Origin of the sequence: Ectobacillus soli, assembly GCF_042610425.1 — a bacterium.
Lineage (GTDB): Bacteria > Bacillota > Bacilli > Bacillales > Bacillaceae_G > Ectobacillus.
In genome coordinates, this window is the sequence record NZ_JBGJZM010000001.1 from 1,557,265 (window position 1) to 1,576,838 (window position 19,574).

18 protein-coding genes are annotated in these 19,574 nt (G+C 38.8%); 4 read left to right on the forward strand and 14 right to left on the reverse strand.

The annotated features are described in order from the left end of the window. Position 1: 1 nt before the first annotated feature. Complete coding sequence (locus tag ACAN53_RS08105) at positions 2–1,720, reverse strand: ABC transporter ATP-binding protein (RefSeq protein ID WP_379970285.1); 1,719 nt, start codon at positions 1,718–1,720, stop codon at positions 2–4. A 145-nt stretch (positions 1,721–1,865) separates the two neighbouring features. On the opposite strand from ACAN53_RS08105, the gene ACAN53_RS08110 reads away from it, so the two are divergent. Then, complete coding sequence (locus ACAN53_RS08110) at positions 1,866–2,414, forward strand: pyridoxamine 5'-phosphate oxidase family protein (protein WP_379968830.1); 549 nt, start codon at positions 1,866–1,868, stop codon at positions 2,412–2,414. 53 nt (positions 2,415–2,467) lie between these two features. Here the strand turns inward: ACAN53_RS08110 and ACAN53_RS08115 are convergent, their stop codons facing one another. The 3 genes from ACAN53_RS08115 to ACAN53_RS08125 form a co-directional block, all read right to left on the reverse strand. After that, the gene (locus ACAN53_RS08115) at positions 2,468–3,772 is read right to left on the reverse strand and encodes an ammonium transporter (protein ID WP_379968832.1); all 1,305 of its coding nucleotides are present in this window, start codon (positions 3,770–3,772) and stop codon (positions 2,468–2,470) included. 5 nt (positions 3,773–3,777) lie between these two features. Further along, positions 3,778–4,137, reverse strand: coding sequence for a P-II family nitrogen regulator (locus tag ACAN53_RS08120; protein ID WP_379968834.1), 360 nt, complete (start codon positions 4,135–4,137; stop codon positions 3,778–3,780). A 203-nt stretch (positions 4,138–4,340) separates the two neighbouring features. Next, positions 4,341–4,700 (reverse strand): MFS transporter, encoded by a 360-nt coding sequence (locus ACAN53_RS08125; protein WP_379968836.1) that lies wholly within the window; start codon positions 4,698–4,700, stop codon positions 4,341–4,343. A gap of 480 nt (positions 4,701–5,180) precedes the next feature. On the opposite strand from ACAN53_RS08125, the gene ACAN53_RS08130 reads away from it, so the two are divergent. Continuing rightward, positions 5,181–7,619, forward strand: coding sequence for a sensor domain-containing protein (locus ACAN53_RS08130; RefSeq protein ID WP_379968838.1), 2,439 nt, complete (start codon positions 5,181–5,183; stop codon positions 7,617–7,619). Between the two features lie 140 nt (positions 7,620–7,759). Here ACAN53_RS08130 and ACAN53_RS08135 read toward each other — a convergent pair whose 3' ends face one another. The 3 genes from ACAN53_RS08135 to ACAN53_RS08145 all read right to left on the reverse strand — a co-directional run bounded on the left by ACAN53_RS08135 (position 7,760) and on the right by ACAN53_RS08145 (position 9,864). Beyond that, positions 7,760–8,059 (reverse strand): MarR family winged helix-turn-helix transcriptional regulator, encoded by a 300-nt coding sequence (locus tag ACAN53_RS08135; protein ID WP_379970286.1) that lies wholly within the window; start codon positions 8,057–8,059, stop codon positions 7,760–7,762. A gap of 560 nt (positions 8,060–8,619) precedes the next feature. Then, positions 8,620–8,772, reverse strand: a complete 153-nt coding sequence (locus ACAN53_RS08140; RefSeq protein ID WP_379968840.1) for a hypothetical protein — start codon at positions 8,770–8,772, stop codon at positions 8,620–8,622. Positions 8,773–8,784: 12 nt separating this feature from the next. Further along, positions 8,785–9,864, reverse strand: a complete 1,080-nt coding sequence (locus tag ACAN53_RS08145; RefSeq protein ID WP_379968842.1) for a YHYH domain-containing protein — start codon at positions 9,862–9,864, stop codon at positions 8,785–8,787. A gap of 269 nt (positions 9,865–10,133) precedes the next feature. Here ACAN53_RS08145 and ACAN53_RS08150 point away from each other — a divergent pair, with 269 nt between their 5' ends. Together ACAN53_RS08150 and ACAN53_RS08155 are read left to right on the forward strand one after the other, a co-directional pair. Beyond that, entirely contained in the window at positions 10,134–10,703 is a 570-nt protein-coding gene (locus ACAN53_RS08150) for a histidine phosphatase family protein (RefSeq protein WP_379968844.1), read from the forward strand. Positions 10,704–11,169: 466 nt separating this feature from the next. Continuing rightward, on the forward strand, positions 11,170–11,337 hold the full coding sequence (locus ACAN53_RS08155; protein WP_379968846.1) for a hypothetical protein: 168 nt from the start codon (positions 11,170–11,172) through the stop codon (positions 11,335–11,337). A 177-nt stretch (positions 11,338–11,514) separates the two neighbouring features. Here the strand turns inward: ACAN53_RS08155 and ACAN53_RS08160 are convergent, their stop codons facing one another. The 7 genes from ACAN53_RS08160 to ACAN53_RS08190 all read right to left on the reverse strand — a co-directional run bounded on the left by ACAN53_RS08160 (position 11,515) and on the right by ACAN53_RS08190 (position 19,556). Further along, the gene (locus ACAN53_RS08160) at positions 11,515–12,459 is read right to left on the reverse strand and encodes a PDR/VanB family oxidoreductase (protein ID WP_379968848.1); all 945 of its coding nucleotides are present in this window, start codon (positions 12,457–12,459) and stop codon (positions 11,515–11,517) included. Beyond that, positions 12,431–13,240: a hypothetical protein gene (locus ACAN53_RS08165; RefSeq protein WP_379970287.1), complete on the reverse strand. Its 810-nt coding sequence runs from the start codon at positions 13,238–13,240 to the stop codon at positions 12,431–12,433. The genes ACAN53_RS08160 and ACAN53_RS08165 overlap by 29 nt, the downstream gene beginning before the upstream one ends. A 12-nt stretch (positions 13,241–13,252) precedes the next feature. After that, positions 13,253–14,233 (reverse strand): heme-dependent oxidative N-demethylase family protein, encoded by a 981-nt coding sequence (locus ACAN53_RS08170; RefSeq protein ID WP_379968850.1) that lies wholly within the window; start codon positions 14,231–14,233, stop codon positions 13,253–13,255. Between the two features lie 72 nt (positions 14,234–14,305). Further along, on the reverse strand, positions 14,306–15,919 hold the full coding sequence (locus tag ACAN53_RS08175) for an amino acid permease (RefSeq protein ID WP_379968852.1): 1,614 nt from the start codon (positions 15,917–15,919) through the stop codon (positions 14,306–14,308). 82 nt (positions 15,920–16,001) lie between these two features. Further along, entirely contained in the window at positions 16,002–16,703 is a 702-nt protein-coding gene (gene eutC, locus ACAN53_RS08180; protein WP_379968854.1) for an ethanolamine ammonia-lyase subunit EutC, read from the reverse strand. Between the two features lie 29 nt (positions 16,704–16,732). After that, positions 16,733–18,109: an ethanolamine ammonia-lyase subunit EutB gene (locus ACAN53_RS08185; RefSeq protein ID WP_379968856.1), complete on the reverse strand. Its 1,377-nt coding sequence runs from the start codon at positions 18,107–18,109 to the stop codon at positions 16,733–16,735. A gap of 22 nt (positions 18,110–18,131) precedes the next feature. Next, entirely contained in the window at positions 18,132–19,556 is a 1,425-nt protein-coding gene (locus ACAN53_RS08190; RefSeq protein ID WP_379968858.1) for an ethanolamine ammonia-lyase reactivating factor EutA, read from the reverse strand. Between the last annotated feature and the right edge of the window lie 18 nt (positions 19,557–19,574).

Sequence of the window (19,574 nt, forward strand, 5' to 3'; positions counted from 1 at the left end):
TTTACACCACCTTGCCTACTTGTGATTGTGCAATTTCCTGATACAGTTTGCAGCTCTTTAGCAGATCTTCATGTTTCCCCATCCCTACAATTTCACCATGATCGAATACAAGAATCATATCCGCATCCATAACAGAACTCATACGCTGTGCAATAATAAGACGGGTCACAGTAGCATAACTAGAGAGTGCCTGCTTTATTCTTCCTTCCGTTTCCACATCGACTGCACTCGTACAATCATCTAAAATGAGAATTTCCGGTTTTCTGACGAGCGCCCTTGCAATAGCAAGACGCTGTTTCTGACCTCCAGATAGATTCACACCACCTTGTCCAATTTTCGTTTCATAACCTTCCGGACAGGCAATTATAAAGTCATGTGCACCTGCCATCCTTGCCGCCATTATGATTTCCTCTCTCGATGCGTCTTCTTTTCCCCAACGTATGTTATCGATAATGGTACCTGTGAATAAAATATTTTTTTGGGGGACAATCGCGATTTTTTCACGCAGTATTTTCGGATCAATCAGTCTTACATCTTCCCCATTGATTTTTATAGAACCAGACGTAACATCATAGAAACGCGGGATCAAACTAATTAAGCTACTTTTCCCCGAGCCCGTTGATCCGATAATCCCAACCGTTTCCCCAGGCACACAATGAAAGGTTACATGATTCACAACCGGATCACCTGCTGCCCCCTTGTAGGAGAAACAGACATCATCAAAATCAATGCTTCCTGTTATCTGTGTTTGGCTGCTATTATCACTCCACGTCATATGATTTTCCTGTAAAAATACTTCATTAATACGACCGAAGGAGGCTCTTGCCCGAACAAACATCGTTAACACCATCGAAATAATCATCAACGAAAATAAAATTTGCGTGATATAGTTAATGAATGCAATCACGTGACCAATCTGCATTTGCCCATGATTGACTCCCAGTCCTCCTAGCCAAAGCACCGCAACAATTCCAATGTTTACGGTAAGTGCAATGGCCGGGTTAAAGCCTGCCATGACGCGAAGTGCAGCAATCGATCTGTTTTGATATTCTTCATTCACTGTTTTAAATTTATCACCCTCATGATCAAAGCGGTTAAATGCCTTCACAACCCGAATGCCAGACAAGTACTCTCTTACGACACGATTTACACGATCAAGTTCCTGTTGTACCCTTAAAAAAAACGGAAATCCAATTTTCATATTCAACCAAATAAAGAGTCCAACAATGGGAACAATTACCGCAAGCACAACAGCCAATTGGGGATTTAGACGAATCGCCAAAATCAAGCTTCCAATCCCAATTAAAGGAGCCTTCACAAAAATTCGCATTAACCCGTTTACAAATACTTGAACCTGCGTTACATCATTGATTACTCTTGTAATCAATGACGCTCTATCAAATTCATCGATATTCTCAAAGCTTAGCATTTGGATTTTCCGAAACAAATCGGCTCGTAAATCCATTCCAAAATGCTGCGAAACATAACTAGATATAATATTGCGTGTGGAAGCAAAGACAGCTCCAAGCAAAGTAATGAATAGCATAAGTCCGCCATATCTCATCACATAATTCATATCTTTATTTGCAACACCATTGTCGATAATATTGGACAATATAGTAGGCTGCAAGAGATCACACAATGCTTCGAACGTTAAAAAAACAATCGCTATAGAAAAAGGCTTCCAATATGTTTTACTATATTTACGATACAACTTTATATGACCCCCTAAGAACATAATCAACTGCTGACCACCGATACTTCATTCTAACAATTTTTCTCTACTTTTAGTAAAATGGAAATAGTTATATATTTCAGAAAATTCTTTTTATAATTAAGATAAATTAAGAAAGGAAGTAAGTGCTATGGAACATTCTATCCGGCAAATCAGTCGTACAGTGACGAATCAAACGAGAATTGATACATTTTTATCCAAGGCAAAAACCGGTCATTTAGGTCTTACAGATAAGGAAATCCCTTATGTGATACCATTAAATTTTATATGGTGGAATGATGCAATATACTATCACGGAGCAGCTGAAGGGAGAAAAGTTGAGATAATCAAAAAAAATACAAATGCTTGCTTTACTGTAAGTGCGGACTATGGAACTTTAGTTGACCCCGTTCCTGCCCATACCGATACTGCCTATATGAGCGTTCTCCTATTTGGAACGGTCGAAATTGTACAAAGTATAGAAGAAGCCACTGCGGCCCTGCAACAGCTATTACATAAATACGTTCCAGGATATTACCAATCACCGCTTGCACAAAGCCATGTGGAAAAATACACCTCATCCTTGGATAGTAAAACCATGGTATTTAAAATCATGCCTACTAGAATCACCGCAAAGGAAAATAAATTAATAGAGTCGCTTACTTTTTTTGCTGGTCGCACAGTTCAAGATGATCTATAAAAAAGGGAAGCTATCTGTTTCTATGACAGATAGCTTCCCTTTTCTGCTTCTATTTATACGCTCACTTTTTTCTTATTGGTACGCTCTACCGTAATACCGGTTGTTTCTTCAAAATCATATAAATTCGTTGGTAAATCTGTAAAACGTTCAAGTTCGTTGTAGGCAGGAATGCCGTGATAAGACATATCGAGACCCTCTTCTTCTTCCCGTTCGGTTGCACGAAGTCCTACTGTTATATCGGCTATCTTTGCCATAAATGTCCCGCCAAGTAAACCCCAAACTATAACTACAACAGCTCCAAGCAGTTGAACACCTAGCAATGCTGCATGGCCGGTCGTGAATAATCCTTTACTACTATCAAACAACCCAACCGCAATCGTCCCAAATACCCCATTAAATCCATGAACCGCTACCGCACCAACTGGATCATCAATTTTCAAATTATCAATAAACAGTGTTGCATAAATCACTATCACACCGCTAATCGCACCAATAAGAATAGCGCTTGTTTCTGAAACAAAAGCACACCCTGCTGTAATTGCCACTAAACCAGATAGCACTCCGTTTATGGTCATACTCGGATCTGCCTTACCAAACTTCATCGTTGTTAAAAATAATGCAACCGTACCACCAGTCGCACCTGCTAGCATCGTATTTAAAGCAATCGGCGCAAGGGCTGCACTTGATGCATCAAGCGTACTTCCAGCGTTAAATGCAAACCAGCCAAACCAAAGAATAAATGCACCCGCTGACGCTAATGGAATATTACTTGGCGCAAATACATTTGCACTTCCATCCGTATTAAATCGGCCTTTACGTGGTCCGATAAATTTTGCCATTGCAAGCGCCGCAAACCCGCCAACAGCATGAATCGCAGCCGATCCAGCAAAATCCTTCATACCCATTTTTGCAAGCCAGCCATGACTATTCCAAATCCAATGACCCGAAAGTGGATATACAACAATCGTAATGAGTGCAGCGGTTACCAAATACGCTTTAAAATTCATTCGTTCAGCCACTGCACCGGAAACAATGGAAATACACGCAACCGCAAATCCAATTTGAAACAGCACATACGCAGCACTAGGAAGCGGAATGGAAAGAGCAATATGATCAGGACTTCCAAATAAATTCGTTCCAATTACACCAAACGCATCCTTACCATACATCACACCAAATCCAATCAGCCAATATGCCAATGCTCCAACTGTTAGATCCACAAAAATCTTCATGGTCACATTCACTGCATTTTTTGTCCGGACAAATCCCGATTCTAGTAAGCTGAATCCACCTTCCATAAATAAAATCATAGCTGCCGAGATGACAACCCAAATCGTATTGATGTACATAAGCTCCATGGTTATCACTCTCCCTGCTCGATTAATTCATCAATGCTATCGTCCATTTCTTTCGTACGAATGTTGTAAGCCTCATACACCGGGTATACAAAAATTTTACCGTCCCCATCTTCACCCGTATGCGCATATTCCATGACCGTCTCAACGGTTTTCTTCACCATATAATCAGAAAGAACAATTTCCAGCTTTACCTTAGGATGAAGCGTCACTTTATAATTTTTCCCCCTATACACACCTTTTTGATCCTTCTGCTTCCCTCTTCCCACAACTTGAGAAACAGTAAAACTTGTAATCCCTATATTTCGCAATTCCTTAATTGTCTCTGTAACTTTTTCAGGTCGAATAATCGCTTCAATCTTTTTCATATTTCGCACCATTCCCTGTTAGATTTTCTAACACATTATGATATTTATTATAACAATGGTTTCCTTTGTGTCAATAAGAAATTTGAAAATTTGAAAATTCAAAAAGCATGCTTCGTGCAGCATGCTCTTCTCCTATTCTTACATTTCTAGCTTTCTACTATTTAATTTTCGTGAAGAAAACATATAACCAACACTAGACAAGGCTAGGGAAATTGTCTCACCTGGACACCATAGATATCGGATACTACCCCCATAATAATGGTCGATAAACCAAACATTACCGCATTAATCATATCAGTTACACCGAATATTTTTGCAATCTTCTCACGTTCTACATAAGTTTGAAGTAACGCCTGATAGGGAATATTTACAAATTGCTCAAAAAAACCATAGAAAGCGGAAAAAATAAGACAAAGAGTCGGTCCAATCCCAATACCAAAAAGAAACGTACTACTCGCAAGCATCGCACTTCCAAGTATAAGCAACATTCCTTTTCTCTTTTCAATATACCGACTAGCCTTAATAATGAATATTCTTCCGATAAGCAGTCCCCACATATACAAAGCGTTACTATTTCTCCTCCCATTATTCCTTCTTACATAATCATCGATTACATTCCCAGATTCCTAGCTGTTCCATCAAGTTATTTCATAGTACAATTATGAAATATTTGATATACTTTCCTATGTCAAAACATTCAGCACAGCTCATTCAAGATAAAATTTATAAATTCTATTATATATTTATTAAGATACTATGTTATCTTTAGAATAAGATTAGGATTACTAATCACAAAATTGTTATAAAATTATGCGTTTTATATCCGTATTCATTCCAATTTAATTGCTAAATTTAAATCGTATAGTTGAAAGTGTTTTCCCTACATTCTATATCTACTATTTTGACATTCAACCCAGATTATCTACTAATAGTAACCCTTTCCCTCAACCGGACGAATTTCTGTTTTTTTCAATTCCTCTTCCAATTAACACTTTTATCACTATTTGATTTTTCACTTTTATAAAACAAGGAGTTTGAGAATATTGCAAGATTATACATACACGCCGAATGTAGGAAAAGTAATAGAGAGACAGAATCCTATTGCCATTTTGAATAATATGGGGGCTATTATCGATATAAGCGATGCATTTAGTGATATTTCTAAATATAGCCGGGAAGAAATAATAGGAAAATTATACAAATCTATAATTGCTCCCGATTATGCTACAAACGACAAGCTTGATAGACTATACCATGCCATAGAAGAAGGAAACGAATGGAAAGGAGAAATACTTCTTACAGCAAAGGATGGAATCGATTATTGGGTAGATATGCTGCTAGTACCTGTCTGCGATGACCATTCCAAGGACGTTGCATGTATCGCCTTCCATACGAACAAAACTGCTTATAAATCGCTAGAAGAAGAGCACTTCAAAATAGTCAAACAGCTTGATGATATTAATTATGCGTTAAATATTTCAACAATCGTGGCTACTACCGATAAATACGGCGTTATTACATATGTAAATAATAAATTTTGTGAGATTTCTCAGTTTACGAAAGAAGAATTAATTGGGAAAACACACCGTCTGATTAAATCAGGCTTCCATTCAAAGGATTTTTTCCAAGAATTATGGACTACCATTAAAGCAGGAAAAGTATGGAAAGGGGAAGTCAAAAATCGTACGAAGGATGGTTCCACCTATTGGATGAATACTTCAATCGTACCCTTTTTAGATGAAGAAGGAGTCCCTTATCAATATATGGCGATTCGTTCAGATATTACAGATCAAAAAAAAGCAGAAGTTTCCTTAAAAGAGGCATTAAAAAATGATTTTCAAACAACCATTAAAAATATGGAGAACTGTATATTTAAATATCGCAGAAATGATGAAGGAAAGTTTGTGTTTACTCTGTCAGAAGGAAAAGGTGCTGAGAAAATCGGTTTTGTAACAGATAAAATATACAATAAAGAGATAAAGGACTTTTTTGATGCTAGCATTACACCAAATATACAAACCTTTTTCACGAAAGCCTACGAGGGAATGGCGGTAAATTTCGAGATGCAGTTACAGGGAACAGATCTCTTGGTCGATCTTTCACCGATCATTCATAAAGGCAAGGTCATAGAAGTTGTTGGTACAGCAACTGATATAACGAAACGAAAAAAGGCTGAACAAACCATTAACCATATGGCATATCATGATGCACTCACTAATTTGCCGAATCGGTTACTGTTTCATAAACGCACAAATGAAGCAATCCATAACGCTCAAGTTAATAAAGAAACATTCGCGGTTGTATTCTTAGATATCGATCGATTTAAAAACATCAATGACTCACTTGGCCACAGTACGGGAGATCAAATTCTAGTGGAAGTTGCAAAGCGATTAGTAAACTGTATAGGTAACGATAATGTTGTGTCTCGTCAAGGCGGAGATGAGTTTACTCTTCTCATCAAGAACAGCAATGAAGAAAGGATTACTAGTTTCATAAATCTTATTAAACAGCGGTTTTCTGAAGTTTTCATTATCGGTCATCACGATATATATATAAGTCCGAGTATTGGAATCAGCATATTCCCTAAAGATGGAAAAGATGTTGAAACCCTGCTTAGAAATGCAGATGCAGCCATGTACGACGCCAAGCAAAAAGGAGAAAATAATTTTAAATTTTTCACACCCCGTTTGCATAAGCAAATAAGTGAAAAGGTAACATTAGAAAGTAAATTACGGAAAGCACTTGAGAACAATCAATTTAAACTTGTATACCAACCTCAAATGGATAGTTACACCAATCAAATCATCGGGATTGAATCGCTCATTCGTTGGGAACATCCTGATATCGGAACCATTAGTCCCTTTGAATTTATACCTTTAGCTGAAGAAACCGGATTAATCATTCCAATTGGTGAATGGGTATTGCGAACAGCATGTATACAAAATAAGAAATGGCAGCAAACTGGATTTAATTTCTTACCAATAAGTGTAAATGTATCATTAAAACAGTTTAATCAAACTAACTTTGTAGAGTTAGTTAGCAATGTCCTTCAAGAGACAGGATTAGCACCAGAATATTTAGAATTAGAAATAACTGAAAGTATGACTATGGACATCAAACTAGCAGAAGAACAATTAGAAAATTTAAATATATTAGGTGTGAAAGTGAGTATTGATGATTTTGGAACAGGATACAGTTCACTACATTATCTAAGTAAATTGCCTATTTCCAAATTAAAAATTGATCAATCCTTTATCAAAAATCTGAACAAGAAAAATCAAGCAATTGTGAAATCTATTATTGCCTTAGCAAAAAACCTAGATATAGATGTGATTTCAGAAGGGGTCGAAACAAAGGAACAATTGAATTTTCTTAAGCAGCAACACTGTTACAAAATACAAGGATATATTTTCAGTCAGCCACTTTCTACCTACAATATGACGGATTTCTTGCATAGGGAAAACAGTGAACTTAGAATCTAATTCTTTGAATACAAACTCGTTCACCCTTTAAAAAATATCGGGAGTGACTACAATATATAGTTTTATTTGTATGGAATTTAACTTTTATACAAATATGTCTTCCTTAACAATTCTGTAGTCCTCCTGAATTACTGTAATTTTTATTCTAATCCCCTCGCACCAAGGCCCACTTTCTTCAGCAAATAAATCAGTTCTTCCTTCTCTTCCTTACTAATAAAAGACAAATTTTTCGTGATAGTTTCCACATATTTTGGAAAAATTTCGTCGAATAACTCTTCTCCTTTTTCAGTAAGGACTACATTGGATATTCTTCGGTCCTCCAAGACTTGTTGTCTACTTACAAATTCGCTTTTTTCCAATTTATCGACTACATATGTGATACTGCCGCTCGGTATTGATAAGAAGTCGCTAATTTTCTGAACAGGATGCGCCCTTTGTATAAAGAAGCTTGAGAATCATGAAATGTTCCTGGCTAATTCCATAGCGATTAATATCATTACGCACATGATCAAATACTGCTTTCGTCGTTTTCATCTAAATGCAACAGCCGTAAATCGAGCTGACTTTGTTCGTTTTCTTGATACATAAACTCTTCACCTTTCGTCAATTCCTGATTGATTAAACCATTATTTCGTTTTTTTGTACAAAGGATAGTCTACCCTTCGCTGAAGAATTCATATCTTTCAACTGCTGTTCCATTTGAAATTTTAAAATAGGAATTTTATTTGCAACTTCCCATAAGTTAGGTACCTGCACTACATTTACACATTTGCATAGAATAATTTGTGATCAAAATCTAATTCCCTCTATTACTATATAAAGAGAAGAAGTTTAATTTTATGAAATTTTTTTGGGCTTAGAAAATTTTGTATACTAAGAGCATAGGTATAAACACCTTTCACATTTAAAATTACAAATATACGAAGTAACAATTAATGACCTGCATCAAATAGAGGCAGGTCATTAATTGTTACTTCGTCTTACAAGAAAATAAATTTTATTACTGTTTTTGTTCCTTATTTTTTCTACTACTTTCTTGTTCGCTCCGATATGCCAGTACCCGTTCTCTTATAATAGTTGGATCCTGTTTGCGAGTAAGTATTTTCACAAATTCATCTTCAACTTTATAGCAAATTGTTCGATATAATCCCATCTTAATCACCCTTTAGTTAATCATTTTTCGTACGATGTAGAAGCGTCGACCTAACCATCCTATTAGACCTAGTCCCAAAACACTTGTACCCGTATTACGTTCTTGTTCTACTTTTTTGTCGTATTCTTGCTTTCCTAAATTATAATAATGCTCGTATATAACCTTAGCTTCCCCATATTCTGATGGAATTTCAAGAGTTTTCCCTTGCAAACCATGTTGATACGCATCATTCTGGATCTTTTTTACCTCATTGTTCGATTCAAAACCTTCCTTGTACCAATCTATGTATTTATCCTTAGGTAATTTCGGCTGTTCGTAGGTAAGAATCATAAAAGCCGCATCATAGCCTTGTTTATAATATTGCTCCTTTAAATCATCCTGTCCTTTTTTAAAGCCATCCTTGTAAGCATCTATGTAAATTATTTTACCATCTTTAGGTGTGTTCCCATCACTATCATCTTTTCCATCTTTATAACCAAGGGAATAAAACTCTTCTTTTTTCTTTTCATCTCTTGCCTTTATACCTTGGTCAAAACCGTCTTTAAAAGCTTGCTGAACAGCATTATTAATTTTATATGTATCCGGAATGTCAAGATTATCCTGCTTAGAACCAAGTTCATATCCTGCTTTTTGTGCAGTATCTTTTTCACCATTCAATTTATTGTTACCTTCTGAATATCCCTTTTCGTAGCCATTCTTATATCCTGCATTATATGCATCCGAACCATTTGGATTCACATTCTTCACTGCAGCCGCATAGCCTTCTGCATAACCTGTTGAATGACCATCTTCGTCACCTTTTTGTCTTTCTTGTTGAGCAATTTCTTGAGGTGAAGGAACTGATGTATTTTTGGAAGTTGATGTATCAGCATTTCCTCCAGATGAATGATCATTGCTAGTGGAACTGCCTTCACTAGACTTTTTCTCGCCATTTGGATAATGGTATTCACCATATTTTAATCCCCATTTTGCACAATTCGTCCAGCAATAATGCCCCCCATTTGCATCAGTATTTCCTGGATGCGCCTCTACTACATTCGTTGTAAATATAAATAGACTAGCTACAACAAATGTAAGAAATAATTGTTTCATTTAACCATATCCCCTATCTATATATTAAGATATTACTAGTATAGTAAATTTATGTAGGAAATTCTATACAATTTTGTAAGATAAGGAAATTTAGTCTATAAAATGCGCTAGTTAAAAATTAAAAACACCCGCCCAGTCCCAACCAACACAAAATCGAAACATTTCGAGTGTATCAAACGGAAAGGTTACTGGAAAAGGAATTTCTAATCTAATTATAGAAATTAACAAGTTATTGTTATAGAATTCAAAGTTAATTCAAGGAGATTACTATGGAGATTTCATTGATCAGGCATGGGAAATCACAGCTAACTGAAAATGAAAAAATGACTTGTATGGAGTTTAAGAAGTGGGTTGAAAAATATGACCATAATGGAGTGTTTAAAGAGTCATCATTCCCTTCGGCAACGCTCAAAAAAATAGCAACTGCTAATATTGTTATTACCAGTGATTTAAAAAGGTCTATTGAATCAGCAAGGTTATTAAATCCAGTAACCAAAATAATTTCTGACCCATTATTTCGAGAAACCGAGTTACCTTCTAATCCAACAAAATTATTTGATGTAAAATTAAAACCAAATATCTGGGCGGTTATTTTAAGATTACTATGGTTTAGTGGCTATTCGAAGGAATGCGAGTCTTTGAATCAAACGAAATGCAGAGCGAGGAAGGCATCCCATCAGTTAATTGATTATGCCAATAAGTATAAATCTGTAATTTTAGTTGGGCATGGTTTTTTTAATATGTTAATTGCTAAAGAATTGCAGAAAAAGGGATGGAAAGGTAGAAGGAAAAAGGATGCAAAGCATTGGAACTGTACTACATTTTCCTATTATATTTGAAATGACGGATACTTATGATAGTTTGTATCAAAATTTGTTATGTAATCAAGACTTTTCATATAATTGAGTTGGTGATTGATTATTTATGGACAAGAGTTAGTACATAGACTAATAGAAGCAAAAGTGCCATCACAATCTCTATAAACTCGATGGCGGTTTGTCTCCATAAAGACGGGAACAAGAAATAATTGTTTCAATTTATGAGTTCCTATTACTCTTATCATTCATACACTATTTTACTCAGCTGCAATCAACCCAATCTCACCCTAGAATCACTTCACCCCATAAGAAAAAGCCAGCCCACAGACTGACTTTTTCTACTCAATCATAATGCTTAAAATTCCGAGCAATTCGTTCCATTGTTATATTACACTTGTAATCTTATATTGTAAATCATTTCCTAAAAAATAATTTTTATCCTATTCGCCATTTCTGATACAATATTGAGGAAAGGATGTGATAAAATATGGGAGTTCCTTACGGGACAATGATTTACCAACTTATCATTTTTATCTTTCTAATCAGCATACCAACTGCAATCATTGGTGCTCTCGTATATTTATTTAAAAAAGCGAGCCGAATCAAAAAGCTTGAGGAACGAATTGCGGTGTTAGAGGAGAAGATGAAAAGATAAGCGAGCAACTGCGATGTTTTCAGTGGGACGCTATGATGCGTTCTTTTTTATGAAAATGACAATCAGCATTGTATTCGATTTTTAAATTCCCTCCATTGTTGAAAAAAAAACACCCGCTTCCCCATCAAAAAAAGGGAACATCACGAGTGTTCAACACATTTCAATTCCATCTGCCGCCTAAAGATCCAAAACAACGTATCCCTCTTTCGCTCTAGACACACAGGTCAACATCACCTTTTTATTTTTCTTCTCATCTTCTGAGAGGAAACAATCCCTATGATCGACTTCTCCTTCTAACACATTAACCTGACAGCTTCCGCATCCGCCCATTTTACAAGAATAGGGGGCGTTAACCCCTTGCTTTAAGAGGGTATCCAGTAGACTTTCTTCCGCTGGAACTTGGATGATTTGCTCACTTGAAGCAAGTCTTACTTGAAATGCTTGCTTCGGTCCGAGGTCTGGCGGTGCAAATAGTTCAAAGTGAATACTTGTTTCGGGATATCCATATGCTTTCGCTGCTTTCCTATATTGCCCTACCATATTTTCGGGACCGCAAAAGTAAACATGGGATCCGATAGGTTTGTGCTTCATCACATCTGCAGTCATTTTATGATTTTCCTTTGAAAAATAGAAATGTGTTTCATTTGGATAGAGAGTAGTGAGCCTATCATAAAACGCACATCCTGCCTTGGAAGGAGCCGCATAATGCAGTTCAAACGATTTGCTGTTTCGTTTTAATTCAGCTGCCATGGCGAGAAAAGGTGTGATACCAATGCCTGCTGCAATCAAAATATGATGTTTCCCTTTAAAACTAATAGGAAAATGATTTTTCGGATAGCTAATCTTAAGCATGTCACCGACATTCATAGAATCGTGCCAATATACAGATCCGCCCCTTGACGAATCGCTGCGACGAATGGCGATTTGATAGAATTTCGTCGTATTAGAATCATTAAGTAAAGAGTAGGATCTTTCGATTGTCCTCTGGTCCGTTTGAACGTAGGTTGTAATATGAGAACCACCGCTAAAACGAGGTAATCTAGAACCGTCTGCAGCTTGTAGCGTAAATCGTTTTATATTGGGAGTTTCTTCTTTAATTTCTTGAATAATCACTTCTACCATTCTGCAAGCTCCCTTCCCGGATGTTAATGTAACCAAGATACGCACCATGCCGTTTGGAAAACAACTGCGAAACACTTAGTCTCGTCTGGCAATTGTCACATACTTGCTCATCCTGCTTTTTGTTCAGATGATAGCATTTGATACAAAATACCTTTTCTTCCTTTGGTCCAAATCCTCTGTACTGAATTTCTTCATCTGTAAATCCCGCATTATGAGCTGCCTTTACCGCCAAATCTACGAAAGGCCATGTGCCGGATAAACAAAGCTTTGTCCCCATCGTCTGGTGCTCAAAGATTTCATAGACCGCCTCATAAGTAGGTGCAGAGAGAAAGGTAATGGGAGGAGCAACGATATCTTTGACGTATTTCTGTTGTTTTGCTGTAACATACACCTCCGTTTCAATATGGGTGAACCGAAGGGATTCGATGCAAACTACATATTCAAGAGGCGAGGCTTCTTCCATTAGAAGTACAACCTTCGCAGCGTTTGCCGGGATATCAAAAACGGAATAAGCATTTACATCAAGCTGAATTTGCTCACTTATAATTTGCTCTGTAAAGTGTAGAAGTTTCTGTTCCGAATAAGATGCAGCATCCATATAAACATGAAACTTTCCTTCCTTTTCAGCCACGATATAAATTGGAAGTAAATATGTAGCCTTGTTACATTTCATCTGGCTAGCAGTACCTACCATTTGTACGAGTGCTCCTTCACGGGTCCGAACATCCAATCGGTACACATGATCAAATAGCCACTTTGCATGTAGCACATTCCCTGTCATGATAGTCAAATGTTATTCCCCCTTTCGTATCGCTTCCAAGTATTGCACGACATAATTCTTGTAGGAAAGAAAGCCTTTGTAAGCAGCCATATAATCTGGTATGTCCTGTAATACATGATAGAGCTGATTCATCCACCGTGTATTTTCACGTAATTCACGTAGTGAAATCATATGGGTATGGATGCTAAAGAAAATACCATTACTGCCGGGAAGACGAAACAATCGTTGATCCTCTACGCGCAAGTAGACCATCTCACCTACGTTTTCTGCCGTGACTGCTCCTTTTTTCGGTCCCCATTCGTCAAATGTTTCAGGCGCTGTTTCTAGAATATGCCCCACCGTAAACGTCCAGTTGAACCGCGTCCAAGGTTTACCTGCTTCCATCCGCATAAGAAAATCCCGAACCTTTTGAGCGAGTCCGCTATCTGAGAAATGCGGTACAGGAGAATGAAATTCAGTATATGTCATACCGAGATCAAAAGCCATTGACCAGTTACCCGGAAAGCACAATTGTCCGGCATCCAAATAAATATCACCGTCCCGCTCTGCGAGATAAAACAAATCTTCTTGAATGTGCCGGCCTATAAAATCTAGCGGCTCGTATGGCAAACTTTCAGCATCCCCAAATGTAAATTGCTGTACTTCATCTAGTAGTACATTCCGAAAGGTCCAGCTTGACCCATTTTTACGAAGCTGAAAATATTGAGGGTACAGACTTACCATTTCTTCCATAATCATTTCTAGAATTTCCCACTGCGCAGGCAACGAATGAGCAAGAGATTGATAGGCTTTTAGATCCGGTTTGTTCAAAATTTGTCTCTTCAATTTTACTTCTTCAAAATATTCGGGAGTGATATCTAGGATAACCTGCGGCTCAAGTGACTCAGAATTATTGGAGTACCGATACGAATCTCCCTTAAACGGGAAAGGAAACCTTGTAAGTAGAGGCTGCTCTATAATTGAATGTTCCTTCTGCATATTTACTTCTGTCATCACGCTACCCCCTTTATGAATACAGTGATACAAAAGAAAGTTCTTTTGTGTCACTGCTAGGCTATATACGAATTAAGATGGCTCAGAAAATGCGTTTGTTTCCATTCTACTTTCTTTGTTCGTTAGACGTTCATTTACCTCTTGGTACGAGCCTAAATGTGGTCCGTTAAATAAGTTTTTGCCTCTAAACACATAGAGAAGAGTGAGCACAATCGTTGCAGCAGCAAAGGCATAGCCGGTAGCATTAGGCAACGTAAAGGAATCTGTTAGCTTTACATCATTTGGTGCAATCATGAAGAGAATATCTAAAAATACAACCCACGCTGCTGCGATAACATTCACAAATACACTCCAGTTTCCAAGTGTCCAAGGACCATCATCCTCTTTCGTCCACACGCCGCGGTACTGCGCCCGAAGCTTAAGAAATATAGGGATGAGATAAGACGTTTGAAGCCCAATTACACTGAGCGAAGTAACAACTGCATACACATTGTCAAATATTCCGCAAAGGAACGCCATTGTAACGACAATCCAAATCGCATAGAAAGGGGTATGAAAGGTTTCGGATACTTTTGCCCATAAATTCGATAACGGTAGTCCTTTGTCACGAGCAAAGGCATAAATGATCCGGGAAGCTGACGTTACACCGGATAATCCACAAAACCACATCGCAAATGTAACCATCCATAATACAATCTTCCCAAATGTTCCTCCCATTGCCTGTTCGATGGCAACTATGAATGCATTACTTCCACCAGCTGCAACAGCAGCCGGATCTTTAATTGATAACGTTACTAAAGCAAGCATGACAAATCCAACAATTGCTGAAATCAAAACGGATAGGTATACGCCCCAAGGTGCTCGTACCTTTGGATCAATCGTTTCTTCACTCGTATGTGCCGAAGCATCATAACCGGTAATTGTCCATTGTGCCTGCAAGAGCCCGACTAGAAAAGCAAACCAATACGGAGTTGTACTGGAAGTAGCGGTAGAAGAGCCTGTTTGGAACAAATAGCTTACATCTTGCGTAGGACCAAAATAGATAAGTGCACCAATAATTAACCCAACACCTAGCAAATGATAGATAGCAGAAACGCCATATAATTTTGAAACTATGCGAATGCCGACATGATTTAAAATAGCATGACTCGCTAGTATAATAGCGTAGATAACAAGAGTTTGTGTTTTGGTTGGTTGATCAAATAACAAAGAAGAAGCAAATCCTGCACACCCAAAATCAATTCCTGCAACCATCGTAATTTGCCCAATCATGTTAAACCATGCTGCAAACCAGCCCCAGCCCTTGCCGCCAAGTATCGAAGCCCAGTGATAAATCGCACCTGACGTTGGAATAGCGGACGTTAATTCGGCAAGTGCAGCCGCCAAAAACAGAACAAAGATTGTCACAAGCGGCCAGCCCATCCCCATCATGGCAGCTCCGCCTTGGTTAAAGCCAAATCCATACAAGGTAACGCCGCCCGTTAAAATGGAAATAACCGAAAAAGATATGGCGAAATTCGTAAATCCTCCCATATCACGAAGCAGCTCCTGCTTATACCCAAAGGAGCTTAAATCATCGCCTCCAATTCCTTTTTGACGTGCAAGCTTGATTCCCTTATTCGCCTTTACAAGAAAAGAAAACATAACTACCAAAGCTGTCACTATCAATAGAATTCCTAGAATCATTCGATTACCTCCTATTATTGTCTGTATGCGCCATACCTGGCGGAATAAATCCTCCTTTAGAAGCGAGGAATGGAACACTCATTTAAAACTGAAGAGTCACACCGCTTACCTTTTGCTCGATCATCCTTTGCATCATCGTTCCAATATGTGCCCCTGCTTCAACCGGAGGCGTACCGTTTTGATGAATGTTTGAGATAACCATGCGATCTGACTCCTTCGTATCGGCTCGTGGCCGGTAGCACATATACGCACTAAGAGAATGGGCGCATACAAGTCCCGGCCGTTCCCCAATTAAGAGAACAAAGGCCTCAGGCTCGAGCAGTTCTCCAATTTGATCCATACATGCAACCCGGCCGCCTTTAACAAAAAACGGAGTACCTACCGTTAATCCATAGGAAGCAAGTGAATCCATCATCGCTGGATAGACATCCAATATATTTTCTTGAATGGCATTTGCACTGAGTCCATCCGATATCACAACTTGTACTTGCGGCTTTTTCAGACAGTGCTGCAAAATCGTCTCCTTCCCTTCCTTGGATAAAATGCGACCTTGATCGGGACGCTTTAAATAGCTTTCCTTAGTTTTAAAACACGTTTCAACCGAAAATAGAGTAAGGCGCTTTAACAGTTCCTCTGGTACTTCCCCGTACACAGCATCAACAGCAGCTGCGTGATCAATACGAACCGACAAAAAATCCTTAGTAAGTGGCCTTGTACCAGTACGCCCGACACCAATACGAGCCGGCGTATGTTGTTTTAACCTTGCCAACAACTCTGCAGTCATTTTTTCCTCCCCTTTCCTTGATTTCTATTTCATTTTCCTAGCTTAGATAGAAATATGGTTGGATCGCCAGCCCTTGCTGTTAATTTTCCATCCTCCATAATTCCTTGTTTTTCAAGCCACTGTTCAAATGGATGAGAAGGTTTTCGCTTTAAGATGCTGCGGAATGTTGCAATATCATGGTAGCTCAGCGATTGGTAATTTAGCATACAGTCATCTGCCATTGGCACACCAATCAGGAAATTCACCCCTGCATTTGTTAACAGCATACCGAGCGTATCCATATCATTTTGGTCGGCCTTCATATGATTGGTGTAGCAAACATCCACTCCCATTGGCAAGCCGTGCATTTTTCCCATAAAATGGTCCTCTAAACCAGCACGAATGACTTGCTTGGAGTCGTATAAGTATTCAGGACCAATAAACCCAACTACTGTATTAATTAAAAAGGGCTGAAACTTTCGTGCTAGGCCGTAGCATCTTGCTTCAAGTGTCACTTGATCGATTCCAAAATGCGCAGACGACGATAATTCTGATCCTTGACCGGTTTCAAAATACCATCGATTCGGACCCGCTGCTGTTCCTTTTTCTTGAATAAGTATTGTTGCTTCTTCTAGAAGTGGAACGGAAATGCCAAAGGATTCATTTCCTGCACCCGTTCCAGCTAAGCTTTGAAAGATTAAATCTGCCGGAGCTCCTTTTTCAATTGCACGCATCTGACTTGTTACATGTGACAAAATACAGTTTTGAGTTGGAATACGAAATTCATCAATGATCTGCTTTGTCTCGCTAAGTAACGTATATATATGATCAGTCGTATCCATTACCGGATTGATCCCAATGACCGCGTCGCCTACTCCATAGCTCAGTGCCTCATATAGAGATGCCCGAATTCCTTTCAAACTATCAGAGGGATGATTGGGCTGCGCTCTGGAGGCAAGTACTCCTTGTTGTCCAATCGCCGTTTGACAATGGGTAATCACCTCAATTTTAGAAGAAGCCTGGATGAGATCCAGATTGGACATGATTTTGGCGACCGCTGCAATCATTTCGCTTGTTAGTCCTTTGCTTAGCTGTAGCAAATCGGTTCCACTTTGTTCGCTACCTAGGATATATTCCCGCAAATCAGCGACTGTCCACGTTTGAATGACAGCGTAAATCTTTTCGTCCACACCTTCTTCAATCACTCGCGAAACTTCATCCTCTTCAGGAGACAACAACGGATAGTTTCGAATATCCGCAAGCGTTAAATCGGCTAGCACTATCTTGGCGGCCATTCGTTCCTTCATATTTGCTGCACTGATGCCTGCCAGCTGATCGCCAGAACGCTCTTCATTTGCTTTCGCCAAAATCTCTTTTAAGCTTGTAAACTCGTATGTATATCCGAGTACCGTTGTTTTTTTATGCATCTTCGTCACCTCGCCTTGCATTTTATGTAAATGCCAATGTTTTGATGGAAATAGAAATCGCTTCACCTGCTACAGACAACCCTAAATCTATATAATCACCATAGGAAAAATCAACTTGATCGATACAAATCAGGTGAAGCTGACACCGCTTTGCTAACGCCTGCCCAAGCGCTTTTGCCATATCTCTCTCACAAATCACAACGAGACAGGTAGACTGCGGAAAATAAAAGGTATATTGATTATGCAAATCATCGGCTAATCGTTGCACCATGTCGTACGTGCAATATGGAATGTTTGCTAATGCAAGAGCAAATGGTGGGTCTTGTTTGCTATCATATATTTGCCTCCCCTGCAGCATCGCCTTACTTAGACGACATTGAAACGAATCAAGCTCATTTTCTTCTAGCGAAACATGTAGAAGTGGAATATTTTTAATTGGCAGGATTCGTTCGTCCACATAGACCGTTGCCCCGCTAATTTCTGTGTTTTGCATGCCCGCTCCAATCACGGTCGCCCTCGTCGTTTCCTCTGCTTCTCGAATCAAAATTTCGTATGTTTTAGCTACAAGCTTCAGAGTATACGCTAGCAAGGGACCAATATCTCCGTACTTCGTCACCTCACTCATTTGGACTGGTTGTTCCTTGCCGAGCATATGGCCAACCCCGCCTGAAAACATCCACTCTGAAATCTGACCAAAGGAGCCTTCATCTGGCAATGCAAGTAATAGATGCGCATTATGCTTAGGCGAGCCGAGTAGGTAAGTTAGCATGCTCTCATTCAGCTGATAACAAAAGTGGTACAACTCTTCATACGAAACAATTTTGCCTACGTGAAGTTCAAATTGATTTTTCTCTAGCCAACTTTGAATCGGCTGCGCAATGTATGTGACCTCTCCCTGCTCCGTTAGACGAATCAGTCTACCGCCTACATGAAAGGTTACCGTTCGCACTGGCCTTCCTCGCTGAAAGAAGGCGACATTTGCAGTACCCCCACCGATGTCATTATTTGCAACAATACCGTCCGTGTTTTCGGAACGTTTCATCGCTCCGGAGCCTTTCCCAGCTAATATGCCTTCAAGATGAGCCCCCGCCGTTGCAACGACAAAGTCACCTGCTCGGTCTGCTAAATAATGAACAATCGTCTCGGCATTTTCCTTACGAGCCGTTTCCCCTGTTATAATCACTGCACCAGCTTTCACATCCTGCAGGCTAATGTGCGACTGCTCATATTCATAGGTTAATAACGTGGAAAGTTCCTCCATATCAATTTCATATTCATTCTGCAGAGGCGTTGGATAAATCGGACTCCTATATAAAATCTGGCGATCGACAATTTGATAGCTTGGAAGCCTATATCCATCTGTTGCTTGCCCAATGCTTAGCTGACTTACAACAAGTTTCGTCGTACTCGTTCCAATATCAAGACCAATGCTCGTAATCTTGTTCATCACTTTCCCTCCTTTCCA